The following is a 24,454-nucleotide window of genomic DNA, read 5'->3' on the forward strand; positions in this document are numbered from 1 at the left end:
ACCAGGCCCGGCAATTCGGGCTTTAGTTTGATGATTCGCTGCCGATAAGCAGTCACCACTACTACGGAAAGCCCATGCAGCTCGCCTCCAATGAAGTTGCGGCATCGCCGCCCACCACACGCAGTGGCCTGTTTCATATGCCGTTGTTTCGCCCCGGCACCGAGGTCACTCAGAATGGCCGACGCGAAATCGTCAGCCATGTCATCTTGCGCAGACGCGAACTGATGGTCTACCTCCGAGGTCACGACGACCCGGTCAAACCCGATCGCCTGAGTCTTGCCCCCACGGTGTTCACCACCGAACGCCGGCCTGAACCACTGACTTGGTTTCTTTGATCCCTCGAAACAAGAAAGCCGCTGACGCCCATGGCATCAGCGGCTTTTTCTATGGAACCCGGCTATCAGCCCAGCTTGGCCTGTGCATTGGCCATGATCTGGCCCAGTTGCACCGGCGCCGCCGGCTGCCACTGCGGATTGAACTGCAGGCCTGCAGCCTGAGGAAACAGCATGACCACCGTGGAGCCGAGCTGAAAGCGGCCCATCTCCTCGCCTCTAGCCAGCGTCACCGCTTCGGCACCTTCGTAATTCCAGGTCTTGATATGGCCTGGACGCGGAGGATTGATCAGGCCATGCCACACCGTTGCCATGCTGCCCACTATCGTCGCTCCCACCAGCACCAGCACGAAGGGCCCATGATCGGTATCGAACACGCAGACCACGCGCTCGTTGCGCGCAAACAAGCCGGGTACGCCACGTGCGGTAATCGGGTTCACCGAGAACAGATCCCCTGGCACATAGGTCATGCTGCGCAGCTTGCCGGCACAGGGCATATGAATGCGGTGATAGTCGCGCGGGCTCAGATAGATCGTGGCAAAGCTGCCGTTATCGAACTGGCGCGCCAGAGCCGCATCCCCTCCCACCAGGGCAGTCGCACTGTATTGATGCCCCTTGGCTTGAAAGATCTGCTCGCCTTCTATCCTGCCGAACTGACTGATCGCACCATCTACCGGGCAAATCCAGTCCGCCTGCGCCAGAGGACGAACACCGTCCTTGAGCGCACGTGTGAAAAAGGCATTGAAGGTCTTGTAGGCAGCAGGATCGGGATTGGCCGCTTCGGCCATGTTCACCTGGTAGCGCTGGATAAAGCGACGAATGACTGCCGTCGTCAATCCGCCGGCCTCGGCTTGCGCCAGTTTTCCCATCAGCGCGGTCAGCGCCTGCTTGGGCAAGAAATATTGGGAAAGTACGGCGAGTCGATCAGACACAATGGAATTTTGCTATCAAAGTTATAGAGCTGTCGAACAGGATTCTAGCCAAGACCACGGCAGCGGCGGCTGTCTTTGGGGGCTACAGGCGTTTTACCCCATCCAGGCCACTGCCCAGGCGCGATATCTCAATGATGCAAGCGTCATGACAAAGACCCATGCCCCCGTCTCATCGCTGCGACGCTTTACCCCTTTATGAGGGCATAAGCGAAGGCGAGACGCTACAATTCCAATGTTTAGCTGAATGCTGTTTCACAGCACGGCTTGATTGGATATCGGCCTTTTGTTCGGTCTGCGCAAACAGCGCAGCGCCCTTGCCACATTGAGGCCTGAGCAGTTGTTCTGCTCAGGCCTTTTCCGTGGTGATGACGAGCAAGCGCCGCAACTGACCTTTTCTAAGAGATTGAACAAATGGCCAAGGAAGAACTGATTGAAATGCAAGGTTCCGTGACGGAAGTCCTGCCTGACTCGCGTTTTCGCGTCACGCTGGACAACGGTCACCAACTGATTGCCTACACCGGCGGCAAGATGCGCAAGCACCACATCCGCATTCTGGCTGGCGACAAGGTGTCGCTGGAAATGTCGCCCTATGATCTGACCAAGGGCCGTATTACCTTCCGCCACCTGGCCAACCGTGGCCCGGCCCCCACGACACCTCGTTCAAAATAAATAGCGCCTCATCATCAAAAATTCGCCACTTTCAAAAGATGCGCAATTTTTTGTAGTTAGAATAGAGGCTTCGGAGCGTAGCGCAGCCTGGTAGCGCATCTGCTTTGGGAGCAGAGGGTCGCGAGTTCGAATCCCGCCGCTCCGACCAAATGACAAGGGGTTAGATCGAAAGATCTAACCCCTTTTGTCTGTCTAGGCTTCTCGACCTTGCCGGCTTATACGCGCCATCATATCTATTTGCGGCTTGGCAGACTAAGAACCGCCTTAACTCCCTTTGAGGCCGGCACGAAGCATCGATGCTTTGCGCCCTCATGGCAAGAAGGCTGACGCCTCCCTCCTAATTCGAGCTTGCACTCCTTCGGCCCAAAGTGACACATGCAAGAGCTCTCCGTGAGCGATGAAGCAGCCCGCATCATCCGCGCGACATGCCACCCAGGCGTGGCCTTGACTGGCTCAAAGGAATAAGAAAAGCCGTCGAGGCAGAACCAGGGCCGCAGCAACCAGCTTTCGGCAGGCAAAAGAAAAAGCCCCGGCTGCTACGGCCAGGGCTTTGGAATTGGCGCCAGGGGTTAAGCCATCTTTCAGTGCTACAACCTGAACCTAGCGATGCGTATCTTGCTCTCGAAATATGACAGACAGATGGCAAAAAGCCCTGACCGTTTCCGGCCAGGGCTTTATTGGTTGCGAGGGCCGGATTTGAACCAACGACCTTCGGGTTATGAGCCCGACGAGCTACCAGACTGCTCCACCTCGCGATATTCCGCGTCGGGGGCCGACCACCATTCCTAGGCGCCTGCATGATTTCCCCGACGCTTGCATTGTAGCACATATGTATAAATCTACAGCATGAATAGATATTCAGTAATGAATCCCCTCGGGAAGCAACACAAAAGTCAGTTGGCCAACCTAGCGGACTTTGCTCGTTAGAGCTCGTGCAGCTTACTTTTTGGTCGTTTCTTGAATCGCTTCTTTCAGATCACCTATCTTCTTCTGAGCGGTGCCTTCAACCTGCGTTGCGATCCCCTGGCTTCTTGCTCAGGACTGTCTATGTGTTCACCAAGCCTCTCCTGAATCCTGCCTGCCACATCCTTCAATGTGCCCTTGACTTGATCAGTATTCATGACACCCTCCTTATGAACAAAGCCGCGAAATGCGGCTTGAGTCAAAGTTAAGCGCTAGTGAGGCCTACGGACGCGGGACCTGCCAGGGCATCCATGTGATGCAAACCCTTACGCGCCATCAATTGCTCACAACGGCAAACGCAAAACAAAGGCGCCCGCTGATCATGCTTGAAACTATGGTCACGCCGCTGGCTACCCTAGGCAGCCTGGGCATACGCCTCAATATTGCGATGAATGGCCGCTATCGGGGCGTTCCTTATCAAGATACGTCAGCAGCATCCGAAATATCGACCAGAGGGAACGCAAACCGTGGATTCGACATCATGCCAGCCCTGACCAGACGCCAGCGCACAGAGTTCAAGTGCTCCTTCTCCAGGACATAGGCTGCAAACAGCACGTGATGGAGCTTCATGGACGCGGCTTGCAGCACAAGCTGAGCCTGTCTAGCACCCAGTCCGGAATTGAAGGCAATGGCTCATCTTCCTGCCGCAGAGGCTGGTACCGCTCCTCGGCACTGACACCTCGCAGCCTCTTCCAACCGCCCTGAACCCAGCGCCCGCATCTATCCGGCAACTCTTGGTGCCATTCAGTTTCATGCCTCCAGTCATCGATCCTCTCTTTTTATAGTCCTGAGAATTACACGGTTATTTGCAAACGATTCTCAATTGCGTTTATGATTCACCCCATGGTGCAGCAAGTCGCTGTACCGCCTCTTCATCGTGGGGCGCTGACAAGCAGGGGCTTGCAGCGTTTTAGCTAGCCAGCGGCCCTCTCCTATTAGCCAAGCCTTTTTTCCACGATCGAGCCAATCAAGTCGCCAGCCACAGCAGCACGGCCAAATACCGTTGCGCAGCCACAAGCCTGTCTCCCGGCTGGAGCACCGGCCAGAGCTTCTCGACTGCGCCATCACGCACCGCATATGGCTGGCAGAGTCCTGCACCAGATTGACGGCAAGCATCCAGCAAAACCCGGCCATCGCCGCTACTGATCCACCGCCCTGCGTTGCGGCAACGATCCCGAAGAGGATGAAAACCCATGGCTAAACCACTTGGCACGATCGCGCTTGCTGCCCGCCCCTCCGCTGCCGCGATACCCTGAGCCACTGACCCGGCTTGGGCGGATACCCCCTTCCGCAACTTCATTCTTCTCTGGCAGCGCGATCCGAATCGCTGCACGCACTGCCTTTTCCTGCCCGTGCAAACAGCCTAGCGACTGGACAACAAGACCGTGCAATGCATATTTGAGAATTCGCGAGCACACCTCACAACTTACATTCCTGTCAACGAACTGACACAGTCAAGCATTAAAAAGGGACTCATCAGCTTCCATCCACCCTGCAAGGAGTAGCCATGACCTACCTGTACGCCGCCTATCCCGAACTCAAAGCGACGAATCAAGAGATCATGACGCCAATGCCTGACCCCCACTCTCCCGAAGAGGTTCTGCGGATACTGTCCCAGACCCCACCCGAAGGCGAGTACAGCGCCGACGCTTTCTAACGGTTTCCAGATAAACCAAGCCACCCGAAGGTGGCTTTTTTGTTTGCGTTTCAGGTCTAGCGCCGACCGTTCCCACTCCCGCCGTGGTGCTTATGCCCACCTCCATGACCACCTGACCGATGGCCATGATGCTTGTGGCCGTGCGGATGCCCGTAGTACCCATCATGGTGACGGTGCCCATAACCATGCCCGTGATGTGCATAGCAGCCAGACAAGAACAGCGCAAATGCCGCGACTCCAAGTAACTTTTTCATAGCAATAAGTCTAGGTTATTCAATTGCTTACGAGTATTCGATGTGTAAGCAAGTGAAGCTCCTGCCATGCCTAGCCAGCCTTGAACTGGCTGTTGTTTCTGTAGCCTCATGTGGCCTCGAATTTAGTGAACCCCAACAGCCCACAGCCCCTCTTTCCAGGACCAGGATGGCTGCGATACGAGCCCTGGGATGAGGCTCAAGCGTCAGAAGTGCCTTGTCACCAAGGCCGATACCGCGCCGCTTGCGCGTCTCGGGTATCAAGCCCTGGAAGCAGGAGGACACAAAGCATGCCCAAGAGCGGCGTTGCCAGATAGTTCAAAAGACTCGAGCCAACTGATATGGCCAACGCATTCACCCGTCGGGTGGCCAGACGCAAGAAAGTTAACTCATCAGATATGAGAGCCCCATAGAGCTTCGACCTCTCCATACACAAAAAGCAAAAGCAAAAGGCGAGAGACCTGCCCAGCCAAATTGCAATCTCCAAAGATTTGGAAATTTCGATTTTCTGCAAACAGGGTTTACCCCTGTTTTCCATATCATCATTACGTGAAAAATAGAACGAAGATTCATTCTATTTTTACAATGCAAAAAGAAACTTGGACATTCTTTCCAAATTCCGGCTCCCGCCATATTCAAACGCTTAGTGTGGCTCTGAGGCTTTTTGTAAGAAATGGCTTCTTTAACACTTCAATCCAAGAGTTATGCACCGAGGCCGGAGTTTCTATCGGATATTTCTACAACCACTTCACTGATAAAGAAGGCATTGCCAGGGAGCTTTATCGACACCTGCTCTCCCGCATGAATGTGCTGCTGGATGTCATAGAAGTGCAGCACGCAAGCAGCCGCGAACGCTGTGAAGCCGTACTGCGCATGCTGTTCGCCTTGGCTGAAACCGAGCCTGATGCAATGGGTTTTGTGGTCAACGCACGCCACCGCGAGTTTCTGCCAGAGGAGCAAGCGATCTGTTCCGCTTCCGCATTTGTCCGTATGCGCGGCTTTGTGTTCTCCGGCATGAAAGACGGCGAAATTCGCTCAATGGAACCCATGGTTGCCGCCAGTTTGATGTATGGCAGTGCCATCCGCATTATCTGCCTGCGCCTTGACGGATTGGTGGACACACCGCTCGAACAACTCTTTGACTCCTTGTGGGAAGGAGTATGGCGCTCACTTCGGCCCGATTGAATTTGGTTTCACGAACCGACACCTGTCAGGTGCCGGCCATTTTTCGACTGAATGTTAAGAGGAGTAGCAGGATGGCACATCACATATTGATCATTGGCGGCGGCATTGGCGGAACCATGACGGCCAATCATCTGGTCATCAAGTTATATCCGGAATTGCTAAGCGGCAAGGTGCGCATCACCATGCTCTCCAATTCTCCTTGGCACTATTACAAGCCAGCCTTTATGTATGTGGCTTTCAATGCATTCTTCAGGGATGAACTGAGACGTAAACAACGCGGGCTGCTGAGGCCTGAAATCGACTTTCAAGTCGAGGAAGTGGAGAGCTTTGATTTTTCGGCTCAATCAGTCCAATGCAAAAGCGGAAAACGCTTTAACTACGACCACCTTGTGATATCCACGGGCTGCGTTCCTTCCCCAGAGCGCATTGCCGGCTTGACCGAGGGCGGCGACCATTTCTACCAGCATAGGCCTGCCCGCAAATTGGCCGACAAGCTGACTCGTATCGAGAAGGGTCGAATATTCATCACCGTGACCTTCCCCAAGACCCCGAACGTCCCCCACCAGTGCGGCATCGCACCGATCGAGACGACTCTGATGCTCGACGATCTGTTGCGCCGCCGCGGAGTGAGAGACAAAGTGGAGATCATCTATACCTACCCAACGGTATCGCAATTGCTGCGCAACTGCCTGTTCCTTCAGAGGGATACCTGCGAGATCCTCCCCACGGTGTTCGAGCAACGCGGTATACGTTATCAGCGCGGGTTCACGTTGTCGCACGTGGACCCCGACGCAAAGATCGCCTATTCGGAAGAGGGCGAATCAGAAGACTTCGACATTCTCATGGCCACACCCCCCATTCGCGCAGTACAGGCCGTACGCGATAGCGGTATGTCCCAGGCACAAGATGGCGAAGGTTGGCTCCCCACTGACCACGAGACGATGCAAATGCTAGGCACCTCGAATGTCTACGTGCTCGGCGACACCGTGGATCTTCCTGTCAGCAAGGCCGGTGGCTCCTGCCACAGCCAGTCACCTGTTGTCGTCAACAACATCGCATCGCAAATCCGCTTCGACCGTACTTGCGATGCATACGACGGCCGAGTTGTGGCCATCGCGCAGATGGGACTCGATGACGGAATGCCTCTTTGGTATGACTACAAAGTAGATGTCAAGCCAACGCCTCCCACCAAGATCGGCGGAATGATGCGCAAGGGCTTCAATCGAGGCCTGTACTGGGCGGTAGCACGCGCCCTGGTCTAAGCCAGCTTCATGGATGTACACAAGGAGATTCGAGATGAATAGCACTACCGATATTCCGATGGCCGAGCACGAATCTGCCATGAAACTCAGTGCAGGCCTGCTGAACGACGATGCCGCTCTTCAGGGTTTGGCCGAACTCATGAGCAAACTCGAGCCTCTATTGGCAGGGCGCCGCCTGAACCGTGTCGTAGACATGCTTTCCGCGGCTGCCGATGCGGTCGATATGAGCGATGCGTACATGGTCGAAAAGCTGGCCAGAGCTTTTGAAGAAAGCGTATCTGCAGCATGGTCAGCCGGAAACGCGGCCCGCATGGCCGCAGCCCGCATGGAGCGACTCGAGACAACACCTACTTTAATTGGCCTTCTTCGCATGGCGGGTGAGCCAGATGTGCGCCGTGGGTTGGCGTTCCTGCTATCCATGGCTGGAGCATTGGGCCGGCAACATGCCTATGACCCTATCGACTACACAGCGGACTGAAGGCAAGTTCTTAGCAGTTCTGGCCCCAGCCCCCTCCGCCGCAGCCGGTCTTTCTTTTCTGGAGAGGCAATCAATCTATGAGGCCTTGCCTCCTGAATAGTTGTGCCGCCTGTGCAACGCCAAGCCTTCCCCCGCCGAATCCCTTGGACAGATCAGCAAGGCACTGGCAGAGCACTTTGCACCATCAGTTGCAGTCGTGAAGCAGATGAGCCAAAAACCTTTGCATTCAAGCCGCCATGTCCACCGATTTAATTCGCCGAGGTACTGCCACACATTTACAAATCCACCACGGATGACGAGCGAGCGCCCCTCGGAGCCGCAGGAAAGGATGGCTGGCACGGCGCTGCGCTTGTCGTAGTGATGCCGCACACCGTCTGCTGGCGGGGCAGCCGCAGCTCTGCTTGAAGGTGCGCGCCGCTGACTGCATGCAGGTAGCGCAATGCAAAAGCCCGACCACTGTCACGAGGCTTTCAAGCACCGGGCAGCCTGTTTAGCGAAAAAGTAGAGCCTCAAAACAGTCTGCGCTCGCTGCATAGCAGCGAGCTGCAAAAAACAAAAATGCCCCACAAGCAAACCTGTGGGGCATTTTATAAACTGGGGTGGCTGATGGGACTCGAACCCACGACAACAGGAATCACAATCCTGGACTCTACCAACTGAGCTACAGCCACCGTAGAAGTCTCTATTCTACTTCAGAATTTGAGCCATCAAATCAAAATTGAGAGCAATAAACACTGAACTAGCAACGATTCAAGGCAAACACCTCTCATCAAATAAAAACGCTCTGCGCTGCAGAGCGTTTTTGAAATTCTGGGGTGGCTGATGGGACTCGAACCCACGACAACAGGAATCACAATCCTGGACTCTACCAACTGAGCTACAGCCACCGTAGAAGCATCTATTGTAATGCATAAATCAGGCCGAAAATAAACTCATGCCTGATTTAAATGCCTTACTGAGGACGCGGCACCTTGATCTGGACCTTGAAGGTCTTCTTCAACTGTTCATAGTAGGCCATGACTTCAGCCATGGAAGACCACTGCGTGAACTGCGCCTTTTGCTGCTCCAGCACCTGAGCATCTTGCGCAGGACGCTGGGCAATGCGATTGACCTTGATCACGGCATAACCTGCATTGCCAAGGTCGACACCCTCCCATGCAGGCAGGGCATTCGTGGGGGCGCGCAATGCCGCATCCAGCACTTCACGCGGCAGGTCCCTGGCTTGATCGCGACCCACCTCGACAGCCGCAGGCAGTTGAGCTGCTTCAGGCTTGGCTTTCCATTCGGCCATCTTGGCCTTGCCTTCCTGCTTGGCCAGCTCTGCGGACTGGTGCGCCACATATAGCTGCTTGAGTTTCTCACCCACTTCATCCATGGACTGGGTGTGCGCAGGAGCATAGCTCAGCACACGACCAGCCACCAGGTTGCTGGGGGCCAGCTCCACTGCGTCGGTATTGCGCTTGTTCTCCAGAGAGTCTGCGGAGAACAATGCCTCAAGGAAACGCTTGTTGGCCAGAGGACCTTGCGCATCAGGGGCTGGCTCACGCGTCACGTTCTCGACCTTGTGAATGCTCAGCTTGAACTTCTCGGCCACAGGCTTGAGGCTTTCTGACTGCTCGTAAACGGCGTTGGAGAAGGCTTCGGCCGCCTCTGCAAACTTGCGCTGAGCCTGTTGTTGCTTGAGATCTGCTTCCAGCTTGGGGCGCATTTCCTCGAACGAGGGCACCTTGGGCTGCTTGATGCCGGTCAGCTCGATGATGTGAAAGCCAAAGTCAGACTCGACCACATCGCTGATGTCGCCCTGCTTCATCTTGAAAACGGCTTCTTCAAATGGCTTGACCATGGCCTCGCGGCCAAAGTAACCCAGATCACCGCCATTGGCAGCAGAGCCGGGATCCTGCGAGTTGGCCTTGGCTACCTGGGCAAAGCTCTTGGGATCTTTGCGCACCTGGGCCAGCAATTGCTCAGCCTTGGCCTTGGCTTTTTCACGCTCGGCAGCCGGAAGATCCTTGGCCGCATTGATCAGGATATGGCTGGCACGACGCTCTTCGGGACCAGCAAGACGGGCGGCATTTTCCTTGTAATAGGTGCGCAGGTCGTCTTCGCTCAGAACAATGCCTTGTTGTACAGCGGCCAGATCCAATTGGACATATTCCACCGTTGCTGCCTCGGGCTGTTTGAACTGGTTGGTGTGTGCTTCATAGAAAGCCTTGAGCTCGGCCTCCGTGGGCTGGACCTTGCCTGCAAAGGCACTGGCATCAAACCGGGCAACTTGAATTTCTCGGCGCTGATACAGGGCGTCCATAGCCTGCTGCAACTGCGCGGCAGTCGTGAAGCTTGTCGAAGAGACGGAACCCAGTACCTGATTGAGTGCCAGTTCCCGACGCAGATTGGCTTCAAACCCTTCGGGAGTCATGCCCTGCGAACCGACCAGAGCCTTGTAGGCTTCTGCATCCAGCGAGCCATCGGGTTTTTGCAAGGACGCAATCGCGGGGATTTCGCGCAAGGTACGCACCAACTGTGCATCGGGCGTTGTCAGGTGCATCTTGGCGGCAGCAGCTGCCAGCACGCGATCACGCACCAGCTTCTCCAGCGTGGCATAGCGCGCCTCTGGCGAGTCGAGCAGCTTGGCATCCATGGTCGGATTCTGCGCACGCAGGCGGTCGCTTTCAGCCCTGTGAGCGTTGTCCCAGTCCTGCTGGGTGATGTCATGCCCATCCACGCGGGCCACAGTCTGGCTGGACTCGGTGAAGTAGTTCTGGTTGACTCCGACAAAAATGAAAGAGGGAATGATCAGCAAGAACAACAAGATCATCACGAACTTGGAATGCTTGCGGATGGATTCGAACATGGTCAATCTTTCTGCGGCAGCAAAAATAAAGGCGAACTTGCGTTCGCCTCATTAACAATGGTGAAAGCCGTGCGACCCGCTTGCGCCACCGACCGGGCCTCTACAGGGCACTGATGCTCTACAGAACTGCCATCCAACCTCCACCAACAGGGTTAGGCTAATCCTGTCCATTCTAACTGCCAGCTTTTCCATTGCCGCTGTCTAGCCAGGGCATCTTGCATAGAAATACCCCGAACAACCGTCACTTCCAGTAGCAATAGACGCCAAAACTCAAAGAAGGCTTTGAGCTCTCCAAGCCTTCTTTGCGCTGTAGGGGCGGGTACTGAATGTCTCGAACCGCCTAGCCACTCTGCGCGAAGGCTTATATCTTCATCAATATCCGCAACTTACAGTGGTCTCCAGCTTTCCTTCCCAGCCACACTCGAGGATGACGCACATGCACATGCACATGCACATGCACATGCACATGCACATGCACATGCACATGCACACGCACACGCACACGACTGCTGCTGCATGCGCTGCTTGACGCCCGATCCAGGCACCGGAAACTGCTTGCAGATCCCCTGATCCAATACCGTCCGGCGTCCTCCTTGACCTCGTCGTCGGCATCTCAAGGACGACACCCTGAGCACCCGATGCGAAGGGCTGGCTTCGACAACGTGATCCTGCGCAGTCTCTACGACACGTTCTCCCAGCAACTACCCTGGGAATGGTTCTTTGACCGCGACATGCGAGCCATCCTCGACCTTCATCCCGCAGCAAAAGCTGTGGGCGGCTTTGTGGACGTAAAGCACTACGCCCTGCATGAAGCAAGCCATGAGGCCAAGCAACTGGCAAAGTCACTCACCTTGCTCCAAAGCCTGATTGCCAAGGGGACCTGTGAAATGGCCGCATACCCGCACCCTAGCCCTCGCGCTTCTGATAGCCCGCCCCTGAAATAAAGCCACTGATCGCGCTGACCCTCTTTGGCTTCTTCTGCCTGATTGGCGTGCCCGTGGTGAACGCCAAGACGCCAGATGCCTGGCCGATGTGAGTGCGATCGACTCAATTGAGATAGCTGCTTGCGCTTTACAGACAAGCGCTACGAAGCGAAACCATGAAAAATCTCGTTGCAGGACTGATCCCGGCCGCCGCCATCTGCATGGGCCGACCAGCACTCCCGCACAAGCAGATGAGCCAATCTTTCCCAGCATCCGGCCCGGGAAGCTGGATGAGGCAAGGCAGGCCCATGAGCGGCTTTGCCAGATGGCACAGAAGGCAGACGACAAGCCACCAAAGCCCTTCGGCAAAGCCTCATGGCTTCGCACTGCAGTACGCAGCAAGCCAGCCGTACATCCTTCAAAAGGGCGCCCAGCAATGCAAGGAGCTGACCATAGAAGCAGGCTGGCATTCAGATTCAGGAGATTAAAAAGATCACTGCATAAGCTTCAAAAATCGCACGGAAGCTACATGCCAGCGATGAATGCGAATCAATAACTTGGAACGATTTTCATTCATGGAAGAAAGTCTTGGCATTGACAATTTTTGACTGATTTACCACTCCAAACAAGAAGCAGGCTGACATGGATGAGGGAGGACGCACGCTGTAATAAATTGTGACGCCAATAGCGGAACACATTTACGGTGCAAGTAGATTGTCGCTTTGCGCTCAAGGAACAGGCGTTACCGCTCTTCGATCGAGGAGGCTCTGGTCATATGTTCGCGAATAACGACCTCTTGGTTCTGACGCCACCTTTGGCGATCTTTGTTCTGGCAGTCATATTGGTCGCTGCCTGGCTCGCCCAACGATCTCAGCGCTTTCTGCTCTGGCAATCTTGCGCCTATTCACTCACTGCACTGCCTCTCGCAGCTCAAACCTTGATGCCCCTGGAGGAGCTCACTCGCTACGCACCCCTGCTTGGCAGTTTCTACCTGCTGAGCGCTTGGTGCCTTGCGAAAAGTTGGGCAGAGAGATGGCGTGTATCGGCCCAGCCACTTGTAGCGCTACTGATTGCCGGTATCACGTTAGCTGCGCTGTATTACTTTAGCCGGATCAGCCCCAACGTCTGGGCACGAGTGAACTCCTTCAGTGTTGGTTCAGGCCTTGTTTTATTGCTACCTATCCTCCAGGTCTATTCAAGGAAGAACTCATTTGACTGGCTCGACAAGTCACTGCTCTGGCTGAGCATGATTTTCACAGCCTACACTCTTACTCGACCCATGATTATTTCGCTGCTGGGATACCCGGATCCGCGGTCATTTCCAAGATCGCCGTATTGGCTCTTGACACTGGTGAGCATATTGAACTTCGCGATACTCTTTACCGTGGTCATGACCGTCATTGCCGCAAAGGAAACCGTTGGCAAACTACAGAAAGAACGTGACCTTGATACTTTGACCCAGATATTGAATCGCAGATCCTTCCATGAATATGCCCTGAAGATTTTAACCGACATGAGGCTCTATCCCATGGCGGTGCTGGCCTGTGATATAGACCACTTCAAACGAATCAACGATACCTGGGGTCATGAATATGGCGATAAGGTGCTGCAGCTTGTCTCCGCGACTCTGCAAAACCATGTACGAGAGCGCGACCTCGTCGCACGGTTCGGTGGTGAAGAGTTTGTGATTCTGTTGATCGACATCGCACTGCGAGATGCAGAAGAAATTGCTCAACGCATCCGACAAGACCTCCGGTCGAATAAAGACCTTCTTCTCTCTGGCACAAAATTGACCATGAGCTTTGGGATTTCATCGATCACCGATCCGTCCCAGCTGGACCACGCCTTGAGAGAAGCCGATCAGCTTCTTTATCAGGCAAAAAATGCTGGACGTGATCAAGTGCATGTATCGGGAGTGAGTTATCCAGATATCTCTATCGAGAGCACTCATCCCAGCCTCGACCCATAGTTGCAAGATGACCTGCCGCAGCGCTTTATGAAAACCCTGTAGCGGGAGCTTTCCCAGCCGCCACTGAGCGGACTTTTGGCGTTCTGGGGAGCAATGCTCAAGAACATGATCATCTAGTGCATTGCCATCGACTGGCAGGGCGATCTACAGGTGCAGGAGGATGTACCCCGCAACAGACTTTCTTTGCCGACTGCGGCTCCACACAGGAACGTTCGGAGGTCGCCCATCCTTGCAACCGCTTGGCGGTCAAAGCCAGGAAGCCAGCATCACTTCAATATTCGAGCGTATTTTTTCAAGCGTCTCCTTGAAGCGCTTGCCCTCCTCGGCCAGTTGCTCACAATCGGACTCTTGCTTGCTCTTTAGGGCCGCGAGATGCAGATCCAACTTAGCGCGCTGCCTCATGGCTTGATCCAAAAGCCTTTCAGCTTCCACTTGATCGGCTGCGTTCGCACTCATTTTCTGTGCACGCTTCATCAACACATCGATATGAACCAAGTCCGCTTCAGACTCGCGGATGTGTCTTTCAGCCATCTGTTCTATCGTTTCCATGGCGACCTCCTAGCTAGGGACCGTCGCGTGAAGAGTCCTGCCAAATTGGTTGATATTCCGATCCTCTCGGAACACCTCATCAAATCAGCCATCCCCTCGCAGTTGCCCCAATCTATAAGGTACCGCATCTGCTCATCCCGCAACAAGTGAGCGCCACCCAACACCATGAGCCCCATGCACAAAACCGCTGGACTGGAATCTTCAGCACCAGCAATCTCCAACTTTTCAAGCTGAACAGCCAGCCACCAAGCAGGCTCGTTTTCTGGAGCTCATGCTTACACCTCAATTCGAGCGGGCACTGCCTGCCAAGCTGATGATTGGCCTGTTGATCGGCGCCTGTGATGCCTGCACAGGCATTGGGCATGCCAGTGGCGCTCCTTTGACACAGGGATCACCCCGACGCAATCGCCGCGCACGATGCCAACGCTGCCCCCCGAAGATCTGCCACTATCGCGCGGACATTCGGAGATATGCCGCGCGAAGCTACAGGCGGCTAGCCGTAGACCTGCTGAACGTATCCGGCCCAAGGGCGAGCGCGAGGTAGCCGCAGGCATGGTGCTGCGCATGCTCATGCAGCGTGAGTGCCATAGCGTCCAGGACTTCCCGCCGAGCTACATCATCGATCACCCGGCTGCAGACTAGCCTTCCACAAAAACGGCCCGGGAGCGAGCGGCCGGAAACAGCATCAACCCTCTGGCTGATCGTGGCCGGGAACAGCAACGAAGCGAGCCCGCACAAACAACCAAATGAGCAGACTCCTAGCAGTCCTATCCAAGTCCCAGTCTTTAAGGCCGTGGATTTGGATTCGCAGGAGATGGCTCAGGCCTCGGGACTGCTGCTCCAGGATCTGGCTGTGGTCGCTGTATTCCCTCCATTGCCGGCGGCCGCGTTTCCAGTTCAGGCTTTGGTGCTTTGTCATCGCAGGCGCTCAGCGCGCCAGCGGTCACCAGCAACGCGATAGCAGATAGCGATTTCATGATTGGCCTCCTGTCATAGAACACATGAGCATGCTAGGCCGAGCAGTTACGCGAAATGGAGCCAATTTTGCAAAACTCACACCCTGAGACACTCATCAGCATTCGCTCTGATTTCACCTTATTTATGCCCGTCCGATGAGCGAGACACCAATCTAGAAAACTCCAGAGACACTTGAAAAGCAGGTATGAGAGCGAGAGCGTAAGAAGCCCGAAAAGATGTAACCCCGGCCCGCCGCCGCGAGCTTTTCTCAAGCGGCCATGAGCTCTCCTGCCGGGCGCCACGCCAGGCTCAGGCAGCTTGGCAAGCAACGATTTCGGTTGGTAGAGAGGGCAAAGAAAAAGGGCTTAGATCGCTCTAAGCCCTTGATTTCTTTAGTTTTTTAGTGGTGGGTCCTGACGGTCTCGAACCGCCGACCTACTCCGTGTAAAGGAGCCGCTCTACCAACTGAGCTAAGGACCCACTAAAACTGGGTGTCAGTTCAGAGCATCTTTCAATGCTTTGCCCGGACGGAATTTAGGCACCTTGGCCGCTTTGATCTTGATGGAATCGCCGGTGCGAGGATTACGACCGGTGCGAGCTGCACGCTTGCCAACAGCAAATGTGCCAAAACCAACAAGCGATACTGTACCACCTTTTTTCAGTGTTTTCTTCACTGCGTCGATCGTGGAGTCCAGTGCACGCGCAGCTGCGGCCTTGGAAATATCGGCGTTGTTAGCGATGTGCTCAATCAGTTCGGTTTTATTCACAAGATGCCTCTCGAGAAATAAGTGAATGGAATGTCTCTGCAAACGCAGACCTTGCGTAGCAAGAAACCAGTCGCGATAAAGACGGAAGCCAGCCTATCAGTTTCTGCGTATGGGCAAGCCCATTTCTACCTGAAGCCGCTGACATTTTTGACGCCAACTCGCGCTGCGCATTCCAGCGACAGAACCAGATTCTATGCGGTTTTTGAGCGGGTTCGGCCATCCACAGCGGCTTTTTTCAAGCTTCTTCCGTGTCGGCTTCACCGATTGACAACAATTGACAAAATCTGCAGTCCGATCAAGTCATGCGATGCGCTGCCGCAAAGTCTTTTTGCTGCTCCGAAAGCAGCCCGCCAGATAGCAAAAAGCGCTTGATGAACAAGCGCTTTCAGAGAGCTCCACTTCGGATTTCAGAGCCTGGCACGAATTTCGGGCAATGCCTTTTGCAGGTAGTAGACCATGGACCAGACGGTCAGCACCGCCGCAATCCAGATCAGCCACTGCCCCCAGACGCCGGTATCGATCACTCCGAACGCCACTCCGTCATAGAGCAGAAAGGGGATGGCCACCATCTGGGCCATGGTCTTGGCCTTGCCGATCATGTGTACGGCCACGCTCTTGCTGGCACCGATCTGAGCCATCCATTCACGCAGCGCCGAGATGGCAATCTCGCGACCGATGATGATGAGGGCCACGAACACATCGGCGCGTTGCAGATGAACCAGTACCAGCAGCGATGCACAGACCAGGAATTTGTCGGCAACGGGATCCAGAAAAGCACCGAATGCCGATGTCTGATTGAGCTTGCGCGCAAGATAACCATCGAACCAGTCGGTGGCGGCAAACACGATGAACATCACGGTGGCGATGAGATTGCGGGTCGCCTGATCCAGCGGCGCGTAAAACACCCCCACGATGAGCGGAATCGCCACGATCCGCGTAAGGGTCAGCACAGTAGGGATGGTGAAGAACATGGGTGTCATTGTGTCACGAGCACGCAGCGCCAGCGCGGATTCGCGCTTGCGCAGCCGGCATCAATGCAGTGCCTTGTAGATTTCTTCGGCCAGCGTTGCGGAAATGCCCTCCACAGTCATCAGATCATCTACGCTGGCATCGGCCACGCCGCGCACGCCGCCAAAACGCTGCAGCAATCGCGCCCGTTTCTTGGGCCCCACGCCGGCAATATCTTCCAGACTGCTGCTGCCTGTGCGCACCTTGGCGCGGGCCGCGCGCATGCCGGTGATGGCGAAGCGGTGCGCCTCGTCGCGAATCTGCGCCACCAGCATCAGCGCCGCCGAGTCATGACCCAGGTAGACCTTGTCGCGCCCATCGGCAAACACCAACTCTTCGAGGCCTACCTTGCGGCCCTCGCCTTTTTCCACGCCCACGATGCGCGACAGATCGAGGCCCAGCTCCGTGAACACCTCGCGCGCCATGCTGACCTGGCCCTTGCCGCCGTCGACCAGCACCAGATCCGGCAGATGCGGCTGCTTGCCGGTCAGCTCGGCGCCGCCCGCCTCGCGCTGCGCCTCGGCCACGGGCTTGTAGCGACGAGTGAGAACCTGGCGCATGGCCGCATAGTCGTCGCCGCCGGTGATGCCTTCGATATTGAAACGGCGGTAATCGCTGCTCTGCATCTTGTGGTGATGGAACACCACGCAGGACGCCTTGGTGCTTTCGCCGCTGGTGTGCGAGATATCGAAGCATTCGATGGTCAGCTCGTCGAGATTCTCGACCGGCAGATCCAGCGCCTCGGCCAGGGCGCGCGTGCGCGCCTGTTGCGAGCCTTCTTCGGCCAGCAGACGGGCCAGCTGGATGTCGGCATTTTTCTGTGCCATCTCCAGCCAGATGCGGCGCTGCTCGCGTGGTTGCTGGACCACGGTGATGCGCACGCCGGTCTGCTCGGTCAGCAGTTCCACCAGCCGCTTCTCCACGGGATGGCTGACGACAAGCGTGGGCGGCACGGCCACGCCGACATAGTGCTGGGCAATGAAGGCCTCCAACACCAGCTCCTCCACGGGCCGTGCCCCGGCTGCGGCGTCCACCTCTTCCTCGCTGGAGTAGACCGATGCGGCATCGCCCAGATTCGCCGGAAAGTAAGGCCTGTCGCCCAGGTGGCGGCCGCCGCGCACCATGGCCAGGTTGACGCAGGCGCGGCCACCCTGCACGCGCACGGCCAGGATGTCCACATCCTTGTCGTCCGTGGTTTCGATCGCCTGCTGGTGCAGCACGCGCGACAGGGCCGTGAGCTGGTTGCGCACCTCGGCCGCCTGCTCGAACTCCAGCCTGTCGGAGTGCGCCATCATGCGCGCTTCGAGCTGCTGCAGCAGCTCGCTGGTTTCGCCGCGCAGCATGGCCTCGGCATTGCGCACATCCAGCGCATAGGCCTCGGGCGATATCAGGTCCACGCAGGGGCCGGTGCAGCGCTTGATCTGATAGAGCAGACAGGGGCGGCTGCGGTTGGCAAACACCGTGTCTTCGCAGGTGCGCAGCCTAAAGACTTTCTGCAGCAGCTGAATGCTTTCCTTGACCGCCCAGGCACTGGGATAGGGGCCGAAGTAGCGGTGCTTCTTGTCCACGGCGCCGCGGTAGTAGGCAATGCGCGGGAACTCCTGAAACGCAGGTTCGCCCTCCTTGCCGTCACGGTGGGCCACACCGGTGATCTTGAGATAGGGATAGCTTTTGTCGTCCCGGAACAGGATGTTGTACTTGGGGTACAGCGTCTTGATGAGGTTGTTTTCCAGCAGCAGCGCCTCGGCTTCTGAGCGCACCACCGTGGTCTCCAGCCTCGCGATCTTGCTGACCATATGGCCTATGCGCGTGCCGCCATGGTCCTTCTGGAAATAGCTGGAAACGCGGCGCTTGAGGTTGATGGCCTTGCCTACATAGAGCAGGACACCGGCCGCATCGAAATAGCGATAGACGCCCGGCAATGGCGGCAGCGCGGCCACCTGGGCCAGCAGTTCGGCGGAATGCGTGGAAGACATGGGCGCTATTGTCTGCGCATGTGAACGAATCCGGCAGCAAGCGGTGCAAACGACCAGACAGTCTGTAGCACCTCAATAAAAGGAGCTGTCAGCGCTTTATCACATTGAATTTCAGATAGTTTTCAACCTGAAATCCATGTTAAACAAGCGATAGCAGCTCCTATTTTAGAGCAAAAGGATTCGAGGCAATCCCTGCAGCCCGCCGCTTACTCGGCTTCGATTTTGGACGACTTCACCACCTGCGCCCAGTTGCCGTATTCGGTCTTGACCATGGCCGCCAGTTGCTGCGGGTTCATATAGTCTGCCGTGGCGCCCTGCTCTTCGGCCTTTTTCCTGAAGACAGGATCCTCCACCACCTTCTTGATATCGGCAGCCAGCTTGTCGATCACGGGCTGTGGCGTGGCCTTGGGCGCAAACACGGCAAACCAGGACGTGGCGTTCACACCCGGGTAGCCGGCTTCCGCCGTGGTGGGCACATTGGGCAGGCTGGGCAGGCGCTGCTTGCCCGTCACGGCCAGCACGCGCAGCTTGCCGCTTTGCACATGCGGCATGAAGGGAGGCGCGGTGCCGAAGGTCAGATCCACCTGGCCGCCCAGCAAGTCCTGCAGCGCCGGGCCCGTGCCCTTGTAGGGCACGTGCACCATCTTCACGCCGGCCTGCTGCTCCAGCATGGCGCCCGTCACATGCTGCAGCGAGCCGTTGCCAGACGAGGCGTAGTTGAGCTTGCCGGGGTTGGCCTTGGTGTAGCTCACCAGCTCGGCCAGCGTCTTCACGGGCAGCTCTGAGCGCACCACGATGATCTGCGGCGCCGACAGCACATTGGCCACGGGGGCAAAGTCGCCCTGCTCCCAGCTTCTGGCCTTGGTCAGATGCGGGGAGATGACGTGGTAGCCCGAGTACTGCATCAGCAGCGTGTAGCCGTCGGCATCCGCACGCTTGACCAGATTGGCGGCGATGGCGCCGTTGCCGCCGCCCTTGTTGTCCACCACCACCGATTGCCCGATCACCGGCGCCAGCGCCTGTGCGGCCATGCGGCCGGCCAGATCGGTGGTGCCACCCGCGGCTGCGGGCACGATCATCAGCACGGTTTTGCTGGGATAGCTGCCCTGGGCCATGGCCGGGGCGCTGGCAAGGCCGACCGCGGCAGCGGCCGTCGCAAGCATGAAATGAAGGCGTTGACGTTGAACAGTCATGTTTGTCTCCTTGTTGGAATGTTGAACTGCGCCAGCTCCTTCCCCCGAAAGAGCCGCTGCAGCAGGGGCGAAAACCGTCTCAGGCCCTGGCCTGGGCGCGTTCCTTGATCTCGGCAAAATCCGCTGGCGGCCGGTGCAGATCCCAGCGCGCACCGGCCTTGACGATCTGGCTGGGCGTCTCGTGGCCGATCAGCGCCGGCAGGCTGCGCGCGGCCGCGACGATGCGGTCCAGGTCCGTGCCCGTGTCATAGCCCATGAGCTGCAGCGCATGAACGATCTCTTCGGTGCAGGCATTGCCCGAGGCGCCCGGCGCATAGGGGCAGCCACCCAGACCGCCAATCGAGGCGTCGAAGCGATCCGCACCCGCAGCGATGGAGGCCAGCACATTGGCCAGCGCCATGCCGCGCGTATTATGGAAATGCAGGGTCAGACCCAGCTGGGGCCAGCGCGCCTTGAAGGCCAGGACCATGGAATGCACCTGGCTGGGATAGGCCATGCCCGTGGTATCGCACAGCGTGATGCCCTGCACGCCCAGATCGGCAAAGCGCTGCACCCAGGCCAGCACTTCGGCCTCAGCCACATCGCCTTCCATGGGGCAGCCGAAGCAGCAGGAAAGCGACACGTTGACGGGCGTTGCCGCCTGCTGCGCCGTGGCGATCACCTGCCTGAGCGCCTCGAAGGACTGGCTGCGCTGCATGCGCAGATTGCAGAGGTTGTGCGTCTCGCTGACCGACATCACCAGATTGAGTTCGTCGGTCTGCGCATCGATCGCACGCTCCGCGCCGCGCACATTGGGCACCAGCGCCGTATAGACCGTGCCCGGCCGGCGCGCGATCTCGCGCATCACGATCTCGCCGTCGCGCAGGGCCGGTATGGCCTTGGGCGAGACAAAGGCCGTGACTTCGATCTTGGACAGGCCCGCCTCGGACAGCGCATTGACCAGTGCGATCTTGTCCTCGGTGGGCACAAAGGCCTGCTCCATCTGCAGACCGTCGCGCGCGCCGACTTCGTTCATATGGATGCGGCGACCCGCACCGGTCCACACCGTGGTATTGAGGTCGGCGGCCATCATTGGACCATTCCCTTGGCGCGCAGCTGCGCAATCTGCACCTCACTCAGGCCGATCTCGGCCAGCACGGCATCGGTGTCGTCGCCCACATGGGGGGCGCTGCTGCGCACCGTGCCCGGCGTCAGCGAGAGCTTGGGCACCACGCCGGGCACCTGCAGCTCGAAACCATCGCGGGTGCGCTGGGTCAGAATCATCTCGCGTGCCCGGTAATGCGGATCCTCGGCAATATCCTTGGCCGTGTAGACCTTGCCGGCCGGCACACGTGCTGCGCCCAGCTCGTCCATCACCGTCTGCACGCTGCGCGCCTGCGTCCAGGCGCCAATCGCGGCATCGATCTCGGCCACGCGCCGGACGCGGCCCGCGTTGTCGGCCAGATCGGGCGCATCGGCCAGATCCTGGCGGTCGATGGCCGTCATGAGTCGCTTGAAGATGGAGTCGCCATTGCCCGCCACCAGCACCCAGCCATCCTGGCAGGGGTAGGCATTCGAGGGCGCAATGCCCGGCAGCGCACTGCCGGCGGCCTCGCGCACGGCGCCAAAGGCGCTGTACTCGGGGATCAGGCTCTCCATGATGTTGAACACGGCCTCATGCAGAGCCACGTCGATCACCTGGCCGGGACCGCCGTTCACCTTGCGGTGGTACAGAGCCATCATCACGCCGATCACGCCGTGCAGGGCCGCCAGCGTATCGCCGATCGACACGCCCACGCGCACCGGCACCCGGCCCGGCTCGGCCGTCAGATGGCGCAGTCCGCCCATGGCCTCGCCGATCACACCAAAGCCTGGCAGATCGCGATAGGGGCCGGTCTGACCGTAGCCAGAGATCCGCAGAATCACCAGGCCGGGGTTGATGGCGTGCAGCTCCTCGGGCGACATGCCCCAGCCTTCCAGCGTGCCGGGACGGAAGTTCTCGACCAGCACATCGGCTTCGGCAATCAGCTGGCGCGCTACGGCCTGCGCCTCCTGCTGGCGCAGATCGAGAGCGACCGAGCGCTTGTTGCGCGACTGCACCTGCCACCAGACGGAAGTGCCTTCCTTGATCAGACGCCAGTTGCGCAGCGGGTCGCCAGCGCCGGGCGCCTCGATCTTGATGACATCGGCACCAAATTCGCCCAGGGTCTTGCCACAGAAGGGACCGGCAATCAGCTGGCCCATTTCCACCACTTTCACCCCTTCCAGCGCGCGCGGCGTGGCAGTCTGTGTGGCAGGGTCTTGGATATTCATCGTCGTCATGCGTTTGTCTCTTGATTGCTCTCTTGCTGTGCCGCTTTGCGTTGACCAACGCCAGGCAAAGCGGCTTTTCAATCATCTTGCCCTTGAAGGGCAGTCCTGCAAAACGCTGAAATGCGAAGCTGCCATCGCATTTGGGCATAGCCAGGCGGGATAATGCTGTCCTCATGAAACTGGACCCGATCACCCTGCGCCTGTTTGTGGCCGTGATGGAAGAGAACGCCATCGCGCGTGCCGCGGCACGCGAGCACATTGCGCCCTCGGCCGCCAGCCGCCGTCTGGCCGAGCTGGAGGGCCAGCTGCAGCTTGAGCTGTTCACACGCAGCAACCGGGGCAGCCAGCCCACGGCCGCCGCCTACGCACTGCTGAACATGGCGCGCGGCGTGCTCAACGAGCTGGACGGCATCGCCACGCAGATGAAGGGCTATGCCCAGGGCGGCGAGCAAGGCCTGCGCGGCCATGTGCGAGTAATGGCGAATATTTCCAGCATCACCCAGTTTCTGCCGGCCCAGCTGCAAAGCTTTCTGAGCCGGCACCCGCTGGTGGATGTACGGCTGCAGGAGCGCGTGAGCACCGATATCGCACGTGCCGTGGCCGATAACGAAGCCGATATCGGCCTGCTCAACAACGGCAGCTACGGCAGCAAGATCAGCCTGCGCCCCTATCGCCGGGATCGGCTGGCCGTGGTCATGCCTCGATCGCATCCGCTGGCCGGCGAGCACAGACTGCGCCTGGAGCAGGTCATCGAGCATGATCTGATCGGCATGCATGCCGACAGCGCGCTCAACCATCTCATCACCCGCTCTGCCGCCGACCAGGGCCTGCAGCCGCGCCTGCGCATGAAGGTCACCGGCTATGACGCCCTGTGCCTGATGGTGGCCGCCGGCCTGGGCGTGGGCATTCTCCCCGAGGGCAGCGCCCATATCTACATGGGCGCACTGCCCTTGCGCTGCATCCGCCTGGACGAAGTCTGGGCCGAGCGCCAGCTCATGCTCTGCGTACGCTCGCAGGACGCACTCTCGCCCGTCGCGCAACTGCTGGTCGAGCACCTGTGCCAGAGCGCCTCAACCGATAAAAACTGAATCCATGCCTGATTTTTCACCAATGCCTCTGCCCGCCCCCGGGGCGCTCCATCCGTCGCTGTGCTGGGACATCTTCTGCCAGGTCATAGACAATTTTGGCGACGTGGGAGTGTGCTGGCGCACGGCCGCAGAACTCGCCGCACGCGGCCAGCAGGTACGCCTGTGGATGGACGATGCCAGCGCCCTGCAATGGATGGCTCCCCAGCCCTGGCCGCCCGGCCTGAGCGTCCATGCCTGGCCCGCGCAAGCCGCAGACGTTCCGGCGTCGATTGGCAATGTGGTCATCGAGGCCTTCGGCTGCGAGATTCCCGCGGCATTCGTGAGCGCCATTGCAGACAAGGCGTCGAAGAGCAAGCCTGCGGTCTGGATCAATCTCGAATATCTCTCGGCCGAAGACTATGTGGAGCGCTGCCATCGCCTGCCCTCACGCATCATGAGCGGCCCCGCCTCAGGGCTGACACGCTGGTTCTTCTACCCCGGCTTCACGGCAGCCACCGGCTCGCTGGTGCGCGAGCAGAACCTGGCACAGCGCCAGCAGACCTTCATGGCGCATCGCGAATCATGGCGCCGCGCAGAAGGCATTCAACATGACGAATGTGCCGTCTCGCTGTTTTGCTATGAGCCTGCCGCCCTGCACCAGTTGCTCGCGCAGCTCTCGGACAAGCAGGCGCTCAATGTCAGGCTGCTGGTGACCCCGGGACGCGCCACGACTGCCGTGCAGGCGCTGCCCGAAGCGCAGCAGATGCAGCCGGTCTATCTGCCAGCCCGCCCTCAGGCCCGGTTCGACGAAATGCTCTGGGCCTGCGACCTGAATCTGGTGCGTGGCGAAGATTCCCTGGTACGTGCGCTCTGGGCCGGCCAACCCATGGTCTGGCAGATCTACCCTCAGCATGACAACGCCCACCACGACAAGCTGAATGCCTTTCTCGACTGGCTCCAGGCTCCGGACAGCCTCAGGCGCTTTCACCACACCTGGAACGGCATGACCGCACCGCAAACATTGCCTTTGCTCACACGCGAAATGCTTGATGAATGGGCCTGCTGCATCAGGGCCGCGCGAGCCAGATTGATGGAACAAACCGAACTGATTGCGCAGCTTCAAGCTTTTGTCGCCGAAAAAAGCTAAAATCCACGTTTTGCCTCTCTGAGGGC

Annotated in this window: 20 protein-coding genes, 5 tRNA genes and 1 pseudogene; 12 read left to right on the forward strand and 14 right to left on the reverse strand. The window is 58.0% G+C overall.

The features are described 5' to 3' along the window. Positions 1-74: 74 nt before the first annotated feature. Complete coding sequence (locus tag V8Z78_RS03165) at positions 75-335, forward strand: hypothetical protein (protein WP_003056528.1); 261 nt, start codon at positions 75-77, stop codon at positions 333-335. A 65-nt stretch (positions 336-400) separates the two neighbouring features. Here the strand turns inward: V8Z78_RS03165 and asd are convergent, their stop codons facing one another. Then, complete coding sequence (gene asd / locus V8Z78_RS03170; RefSeq protein ID WP_280031335.1) at positions 401-1,264, reverse strand: archaetidylserine decarboxylase; 864 nt, start codon at positions 1,262-1,264, stop codon at positions 401-403. A gap of 411 nt (positions 1,265-1,675) precedes the next feature. On the opposite strand from asd, the gene infA reads away from it, so the two are divergent. After that, positions 1,676-1,933, forward strand: coding sequence for a translation initiation factor IF-1 (gene infA / locus V8Z78_RS03175; protein ID WP_003056533.1), 258 nt, complete (start codon positions 1,676-1,678; stop codon positions 1,931-1,933). A gap of 71 nt (positions 1,934-2,004) precedes the next feature. Then, positions 2,005-2,081: transfer RNA gene (locus V8Z78_RS03180), tRNA-Pro, on the forward strand. Positions 2,082-2,611: 530 nt separating this feature from the next. Here the strand turns inward: V8Z78_RS03180 and V8Z78_RS03185 are convergent. Both V8Z78_RS03185 and V8Z78_RS03190 read right to left on the reverse strand, forming a co-directional pair. Then, positions 2,612-2,688, reverse strand: a tRNA-Met gene (locus V8Z78_RS03185). A 184-nt stretch (positions 2,689-2,872) separates the two neighbouring features. Then, positions 2,873-3,054 (reverse strand): annotated as a pseudogene (locus tag V8Z78_RS03190) (CsbD family protein). Between the two features lie 1,349 nt (positions 3,055-4,403). Between V8Z78_RS03190 and V8Z78_RS03195 the strand changes: the two are divergent. The 4 genes from V8Z78_RS03195 to V8Z78_RS03210 all read left to right on the forward strand — a co-directional run bounded on the left by V8Z78_RS03195 (position 4,404) and on the right by V8Z78_RS03210 (position 7,729). After that, on the forward strand, positions 4,404-4,553 hold the full coding sequence (locus V8Z78_RS03195) for a hypothetical protein (RefSeq protein ID WP_003066434.1): 150 nt from the start codon (positions 4,404-4,406) through the stop codon (positions 4,551-4,553). Positions 4,554-5,353: 800 nt separating this feature from the next. Further along, complete coding sequence (locus V8Z78_RS03200; RefSeq protein WP_349730861.1) at positions 5,354-5,989, forward strand: TetR/AcrR family transcriptional regulator; 636 nt, start codon at positions 5,354-5,356, stop codon at positions 5,987-5,989. A 71-nt stretch (positions 5,990-6,060) separates the two neighbouring features. Then, the gene (locus V8Z78_RS03205; RefSeq protein WP_349730862.1) at positions 6,061-7,251 is read left to right on the forward strand and encodes an NAD(P)/FAD-dependent oxidoreductase; all 1,191 of its coding nucleotides are present in this window, start codon (positions 6,061-6,063) and stop codon (positions 7,249-7,251) included. A 34-nt stretch (positions 7,252-7,285) separates the two neighbouring features. Next, positions 7,286-7,729, forward strand: a complete 444-nt coding sequence (locus tag V8Z78_RS03210; RefSeq protein ID WP_039048426.1) for a helical membrane plugin domain-containing protein — start codon at positions 7,286-7,288, stop codon at positions 7,727-7,729. A 595-nt stretch (positions 7,730-8,324) separates the two neighbouring features. On the opposite strand, the gene V8Z78_RS03215 is transcribed toward V8Z78_RS03210, so the two are convergent. The 3 genes from V8Z78_RS03215 to V8Z78_RS03225 form a co-directional block, all read right to left on the reverse strand. Then, positions 8,325-8,400: transfer RNA gene (locus V8Z78_RS03215), tRNA-His, on the reverse strand. 140 nt (positions 8,401-8,540) lie between these two features. Next, positions 8,541-8,616 (reverse strand) — tRNA-His (locus tag V8Z78_RS03220). 65 nt (positions 8,617-8,681) lie between these two features. Continuing rightward, positions 8,682-10,580 carry a SurA N-terminal domain-containing protein gene (locus V8Z78_RS03225; RefSeq protein ID WP_012837822.1) on the reverse strand — a complete coding sequence of 633 codons (1,899 nt, stop codon included), beginning with the start codon at positions 10,578-10,580 and terminating at the stop codon, positions 8,682-8,684. Positions 10,581-11,173: 593 nt separating this feature from the next. On the opposite strand from V8Z78_RS03225, the gene V8Z78_RS03230 reads away from it, so the two are divergent. Both V8Z78_RS03230 and V8Z78_RS03235 read left to right on the forward strand, forming a co-directional pair. Continuing rightward, complete coding sequence (locus tag V8Z78_RS03230; protein WP_179625989.1) at positions 11,174-11,524, forward strand: 3'-5' exoribonuclease domain-containing protein; 351 nt, start codon at positions 11,174-11,176, stop codon at positions 11,522-11,524. Positions 11,525-12,278: 754 nt separating this feature from the next. Further along, positions 12,279-13,472 carry a GGDEF domain-containing protein gene (locus tag V8Z78_RS03235; RefSeq protein WP_280007775.1) on the forward strand — a complete coding sequence of 398 codons (1,194 nt, stop codon included), beginning with the start codon at positions 12,279-12,281 and terminating at the stop codon, positions 13,470-13,472. Between the two features lie 246 nt (positions 13,473-13,718). On the opposite strand, the gene V8Z78_RS03240 is transcribed toward V8Z78_RS03235, so the two are convergent. Then, entirely contained in the window at positions 13,719-14,021 is a 303-nt protein-coding gene (locus V8Z78_RS03240) for a hypothetical protein (protein WP_003066420.1), read from the reverse strand. 417 nt (positions 14,022-14,438) lie between these two features. Between V8Z78_RS03240 and V8Z78_RS03245 the strand changes: the two genes are divergently transcribed. Further along, entirely contained in the window at positions 14,439-14,663 is a 225-nt protein-coding gene (locus V8Z78_RS03245; RefSeq protein ID WP_349730863.1) for a hypothetical protein, read from the forward strand. A 719-nt stretch (positions 14,664-15,382) separates the two neighbouring features. On the opposite strand, the gene V8Z78_RS03250 is transcribed toward V8Z78_RS03245, so the two are convergent. The 7 genes from V8Z78_RS03250 to V8Z78_RS03280 form a co-directional block, all read right to left on the reverse strand. Beyond that, positions 15,383-15,458 (reverse strand) — tRNA-Val (locus V8Z78_RS03250). Positions 15,459-15,472: 14 nt separating this feature from the next. Beyond that, positions 15,473-15,745 carry an HU family DNA-binding protein gene (locus tag V8Z78_RS03255; protein ID WP_003056615.1) on the reverse strand — a complete coding sequence of 91 codons (273 nt, stop codon included), beginning with the start codon at positions 15,743-15,745 and terminating at the stop codon, positions 15,473-15,475. 407 nt (positions 15,746-16,152) lie between these two features. Beyond that, complete coding sequence (gene pgsA / locus V8Z78_RS03260; protein ID WP_003066269.1) at positions 16,153-16,716, reverse strand: CDP-diacylglycerol--glycerol-3-phosphate 3-phosphatidyltransferase; 564 nt, start codon at positions 16,714-16,716, stop codon at positions 16,153-16,155. Between the two features lie 60 nt (positions 16,717-16,776). After that, positions 16,777-18,729 carry an excinuclease ABC subunit UvrC gene (gene uvrC, locus V8Z78_RS03265; RefSeq protein WP_280007865.1) on the reverse strand — a complete coding sequence of 651 codons (1,953 nt, stop codon included), beginning with the start codon at positions 18,727-18,729 and terminating at the stop codon, positions 16,777-16,779. Between the two features lie 206 nt (positions 18,730-18,935). Further along, on the reverse strand, positions 18,936-19,922 hold the full coding sequence (locus V8Z78_RS03270; protein ID WP_349730864.1) for a Bug family tripartite tricarboxylate transporter substrate binding protein: 987 nt from the start codon (positions 19,920-19,922) through the stop codon (positions 18,936-18,938). Between the two features lie 79 nt (positions 19,923-20,001). Further along, on the reverse strand, positions 20,002-20,994 hold the full coding sequence (locus V8Z78_RS03275; RefSeq protein WP_349730865.1) for a hydroxymethylglutaryl-CoA lyase: 993 nt from the start codon (positions 20,992-20,994) through the stop codon (positions 20,002-20,004). Beyond that, on the reverse strand, positions 20,991-22,223 hold the full coding sequence (locus V8Z78_RS03280) for a CaiB/BaiF CoA transferase family protein (RefSeq protein WP_349730866.1): 1,233 nt from the start codon (positions 22,221-22,223) through the stop codon (positions 20,991-20,993). The genes V8Z78_RS03275 and V8Z78_RS03280 overlap by 4 nt, the downstream gene beginning before the upstream one ends. A 164-nt stretch (positions 22,224-22,387) precedes the next feature. Here V8Z78_RS03280 and V8Z78_RS03285 point away from each other — a divergent pair, with 164 nt between their 5' ends. Both V8Z78_RS03285 and earP read left to right on the forward strand, forming a co-directional pair. Further along, entirely contained in the window at positions 22,388-23,302 is a 915-nt protein-coding gene (locus V8Z78_RS03285; RefSeq protein WP_034407671.1) for a LysR family transcriptional regulator, read from the forward strand. 4 nt (positions 23,303-23,306) lie between these two features. Further along, positions 23,307-24,428 (forward strand): elongation factor P maturation arginine rhamnosyltransferase EarP, encoded by a 1,122-nt coding sequence (earP, locus tag V8Z78_RS03290; RefSeq protein WP_349730867.1) that lies wholly within the window; start codon positions 23,307-23,309, stop codon positions 24,426-24,428. Positions 24,429-24,454: the final 26 nt, after the last annotated feature.

The organism is Comamonas sp. wu1-DMT (assembly GCF_040187805.1).
In the GTDB taxonomy this organism is placed as follows: domain Bacteria; phylum Pseudomonadota; class Gammaproteobacteria; order Burkholderiales; family Burkholderiaceae_C; genus Comamonas; species Comamonas thiooxydans.

What these genes read in the sequence shown, in the direction of transcription:
- V8Z78_RS03165 (WP_003056528.1), top strand. Translation starts at nt 75, where the DNA reads ATGCAGCTCGCCTCCAATGAAGTTGCGGCATCGCCGCCCACCACACGC.
- infA (WP_003056533.1), top strand. Translation starts at nt 1,676, where the DNA reads ATGGCCAAGGAAGAACTGATTGAAATGCAAGGTTCCGTGACGGAAGTC.
- V8Z78_RS03195 (WP_003066434.1), top strand. Translation starts at nt 4,404, where the DNA reads ATGACCTACCTGTACGCCGCCTATCCCGAACTCAAAGCGACGAATCAA.
- V8Z78_RS03205 (WP_349730862.1), top strand. Translation starts at nt 6,061, where the DNA reads ATGGCACATCACATATTGATCATTGGCGGCGGCATTGGCGGAACCATG.
- V8Z78_RS03210 (WP_039048426.1), top strand. Translation starts at nt 7,286, where the DNA reads ATGAATAGCACTACCGATATTCCGATGGCCGAGCACGAATCTGCCATG.
- V8Z78_RS03225 (WP_012837822.1), bottom strand. Translation starts at nt 10,580, where the DNA reads ATGTTCGAATCCATCCGCAAGCATTCCAAGTTCGTGATGATCTTGTTG.
- V8Z78_RS03235 (WP_280007775.1), top strand. Translation starts at nt 12,279, where the DNA reads ATGTTCGCGAATAACGACCTCTTGGTTCTGACGCCACCTTTGGCGATC.
- V8Z78_RS03240 (WP_003066420.1), bottom strand. Translation starts at nt 14,021, where the DNA reads ATGGAAACGATAGAACAGATGGCTGAAAGACACATCCGCGAGTCTGAA.
- V8Z78_RS03245 (WP_349730863.1), top strand. Translation starts at nt 14,439, where the DNA reads ATGCCAACGCTGCCCCCCGAAGATCTGCCACTATCGCGCGGACATTCG.
- pgsA (WP_003066269.1), bottom strand. Translation starts at nt 16,716, where the DNA reads ATGTTCTTCACCATCCCTACTGTGCTGACCCTTACGCGGATCGTGGCG.
- uvrC (WP_280007865.1), bottom strand. Translation starts at nt 18,729, where the DNA reads ATGTCTTCCACGCATTCCGCCGAACTGCTGGCCCAGGTGGCCGCGCTG.
- V8Z78_RS03270 (WP_349730864.1), bottom strand. Translation starts at nt 19,922, where the DNA reads ATGACTGTTCAACGTCAACGCCTTCATTTCATGCTTGCGACGGCCGCT.
- V8Z78_RS03275 (WP_349730865.1), bottom strand. Translation starts at nt 20,994, where the DNA reads ATGATGGCCGCCGACCTCAATACCACGGTGTGGACCGGTGCGGGTCGC.
- V8Z78_RS03280 (WP_349730866.1), bottom strand. Translation starts at nt 22,223, where the DNA reads ATGACGACGATGAATATCCAAGACCCTGCCACACAGACTGCCACGCCG.
- V8Z78_RS03285 (WP_034407671.1), top strand. Translation starts at nt 22,388, where the DNA reads ATGAAACTGGACCCGATCACCCTGCGCCTGTTTGTGGCCGTGATGGAA.
- earP (WP_349730867.1), top strand. Translation starts at nt 23,307, where the DNA reads ATGCCTGATTTTTCACCAATGCCTCTGCCCGCCCCCGGGGCGCTCCAT.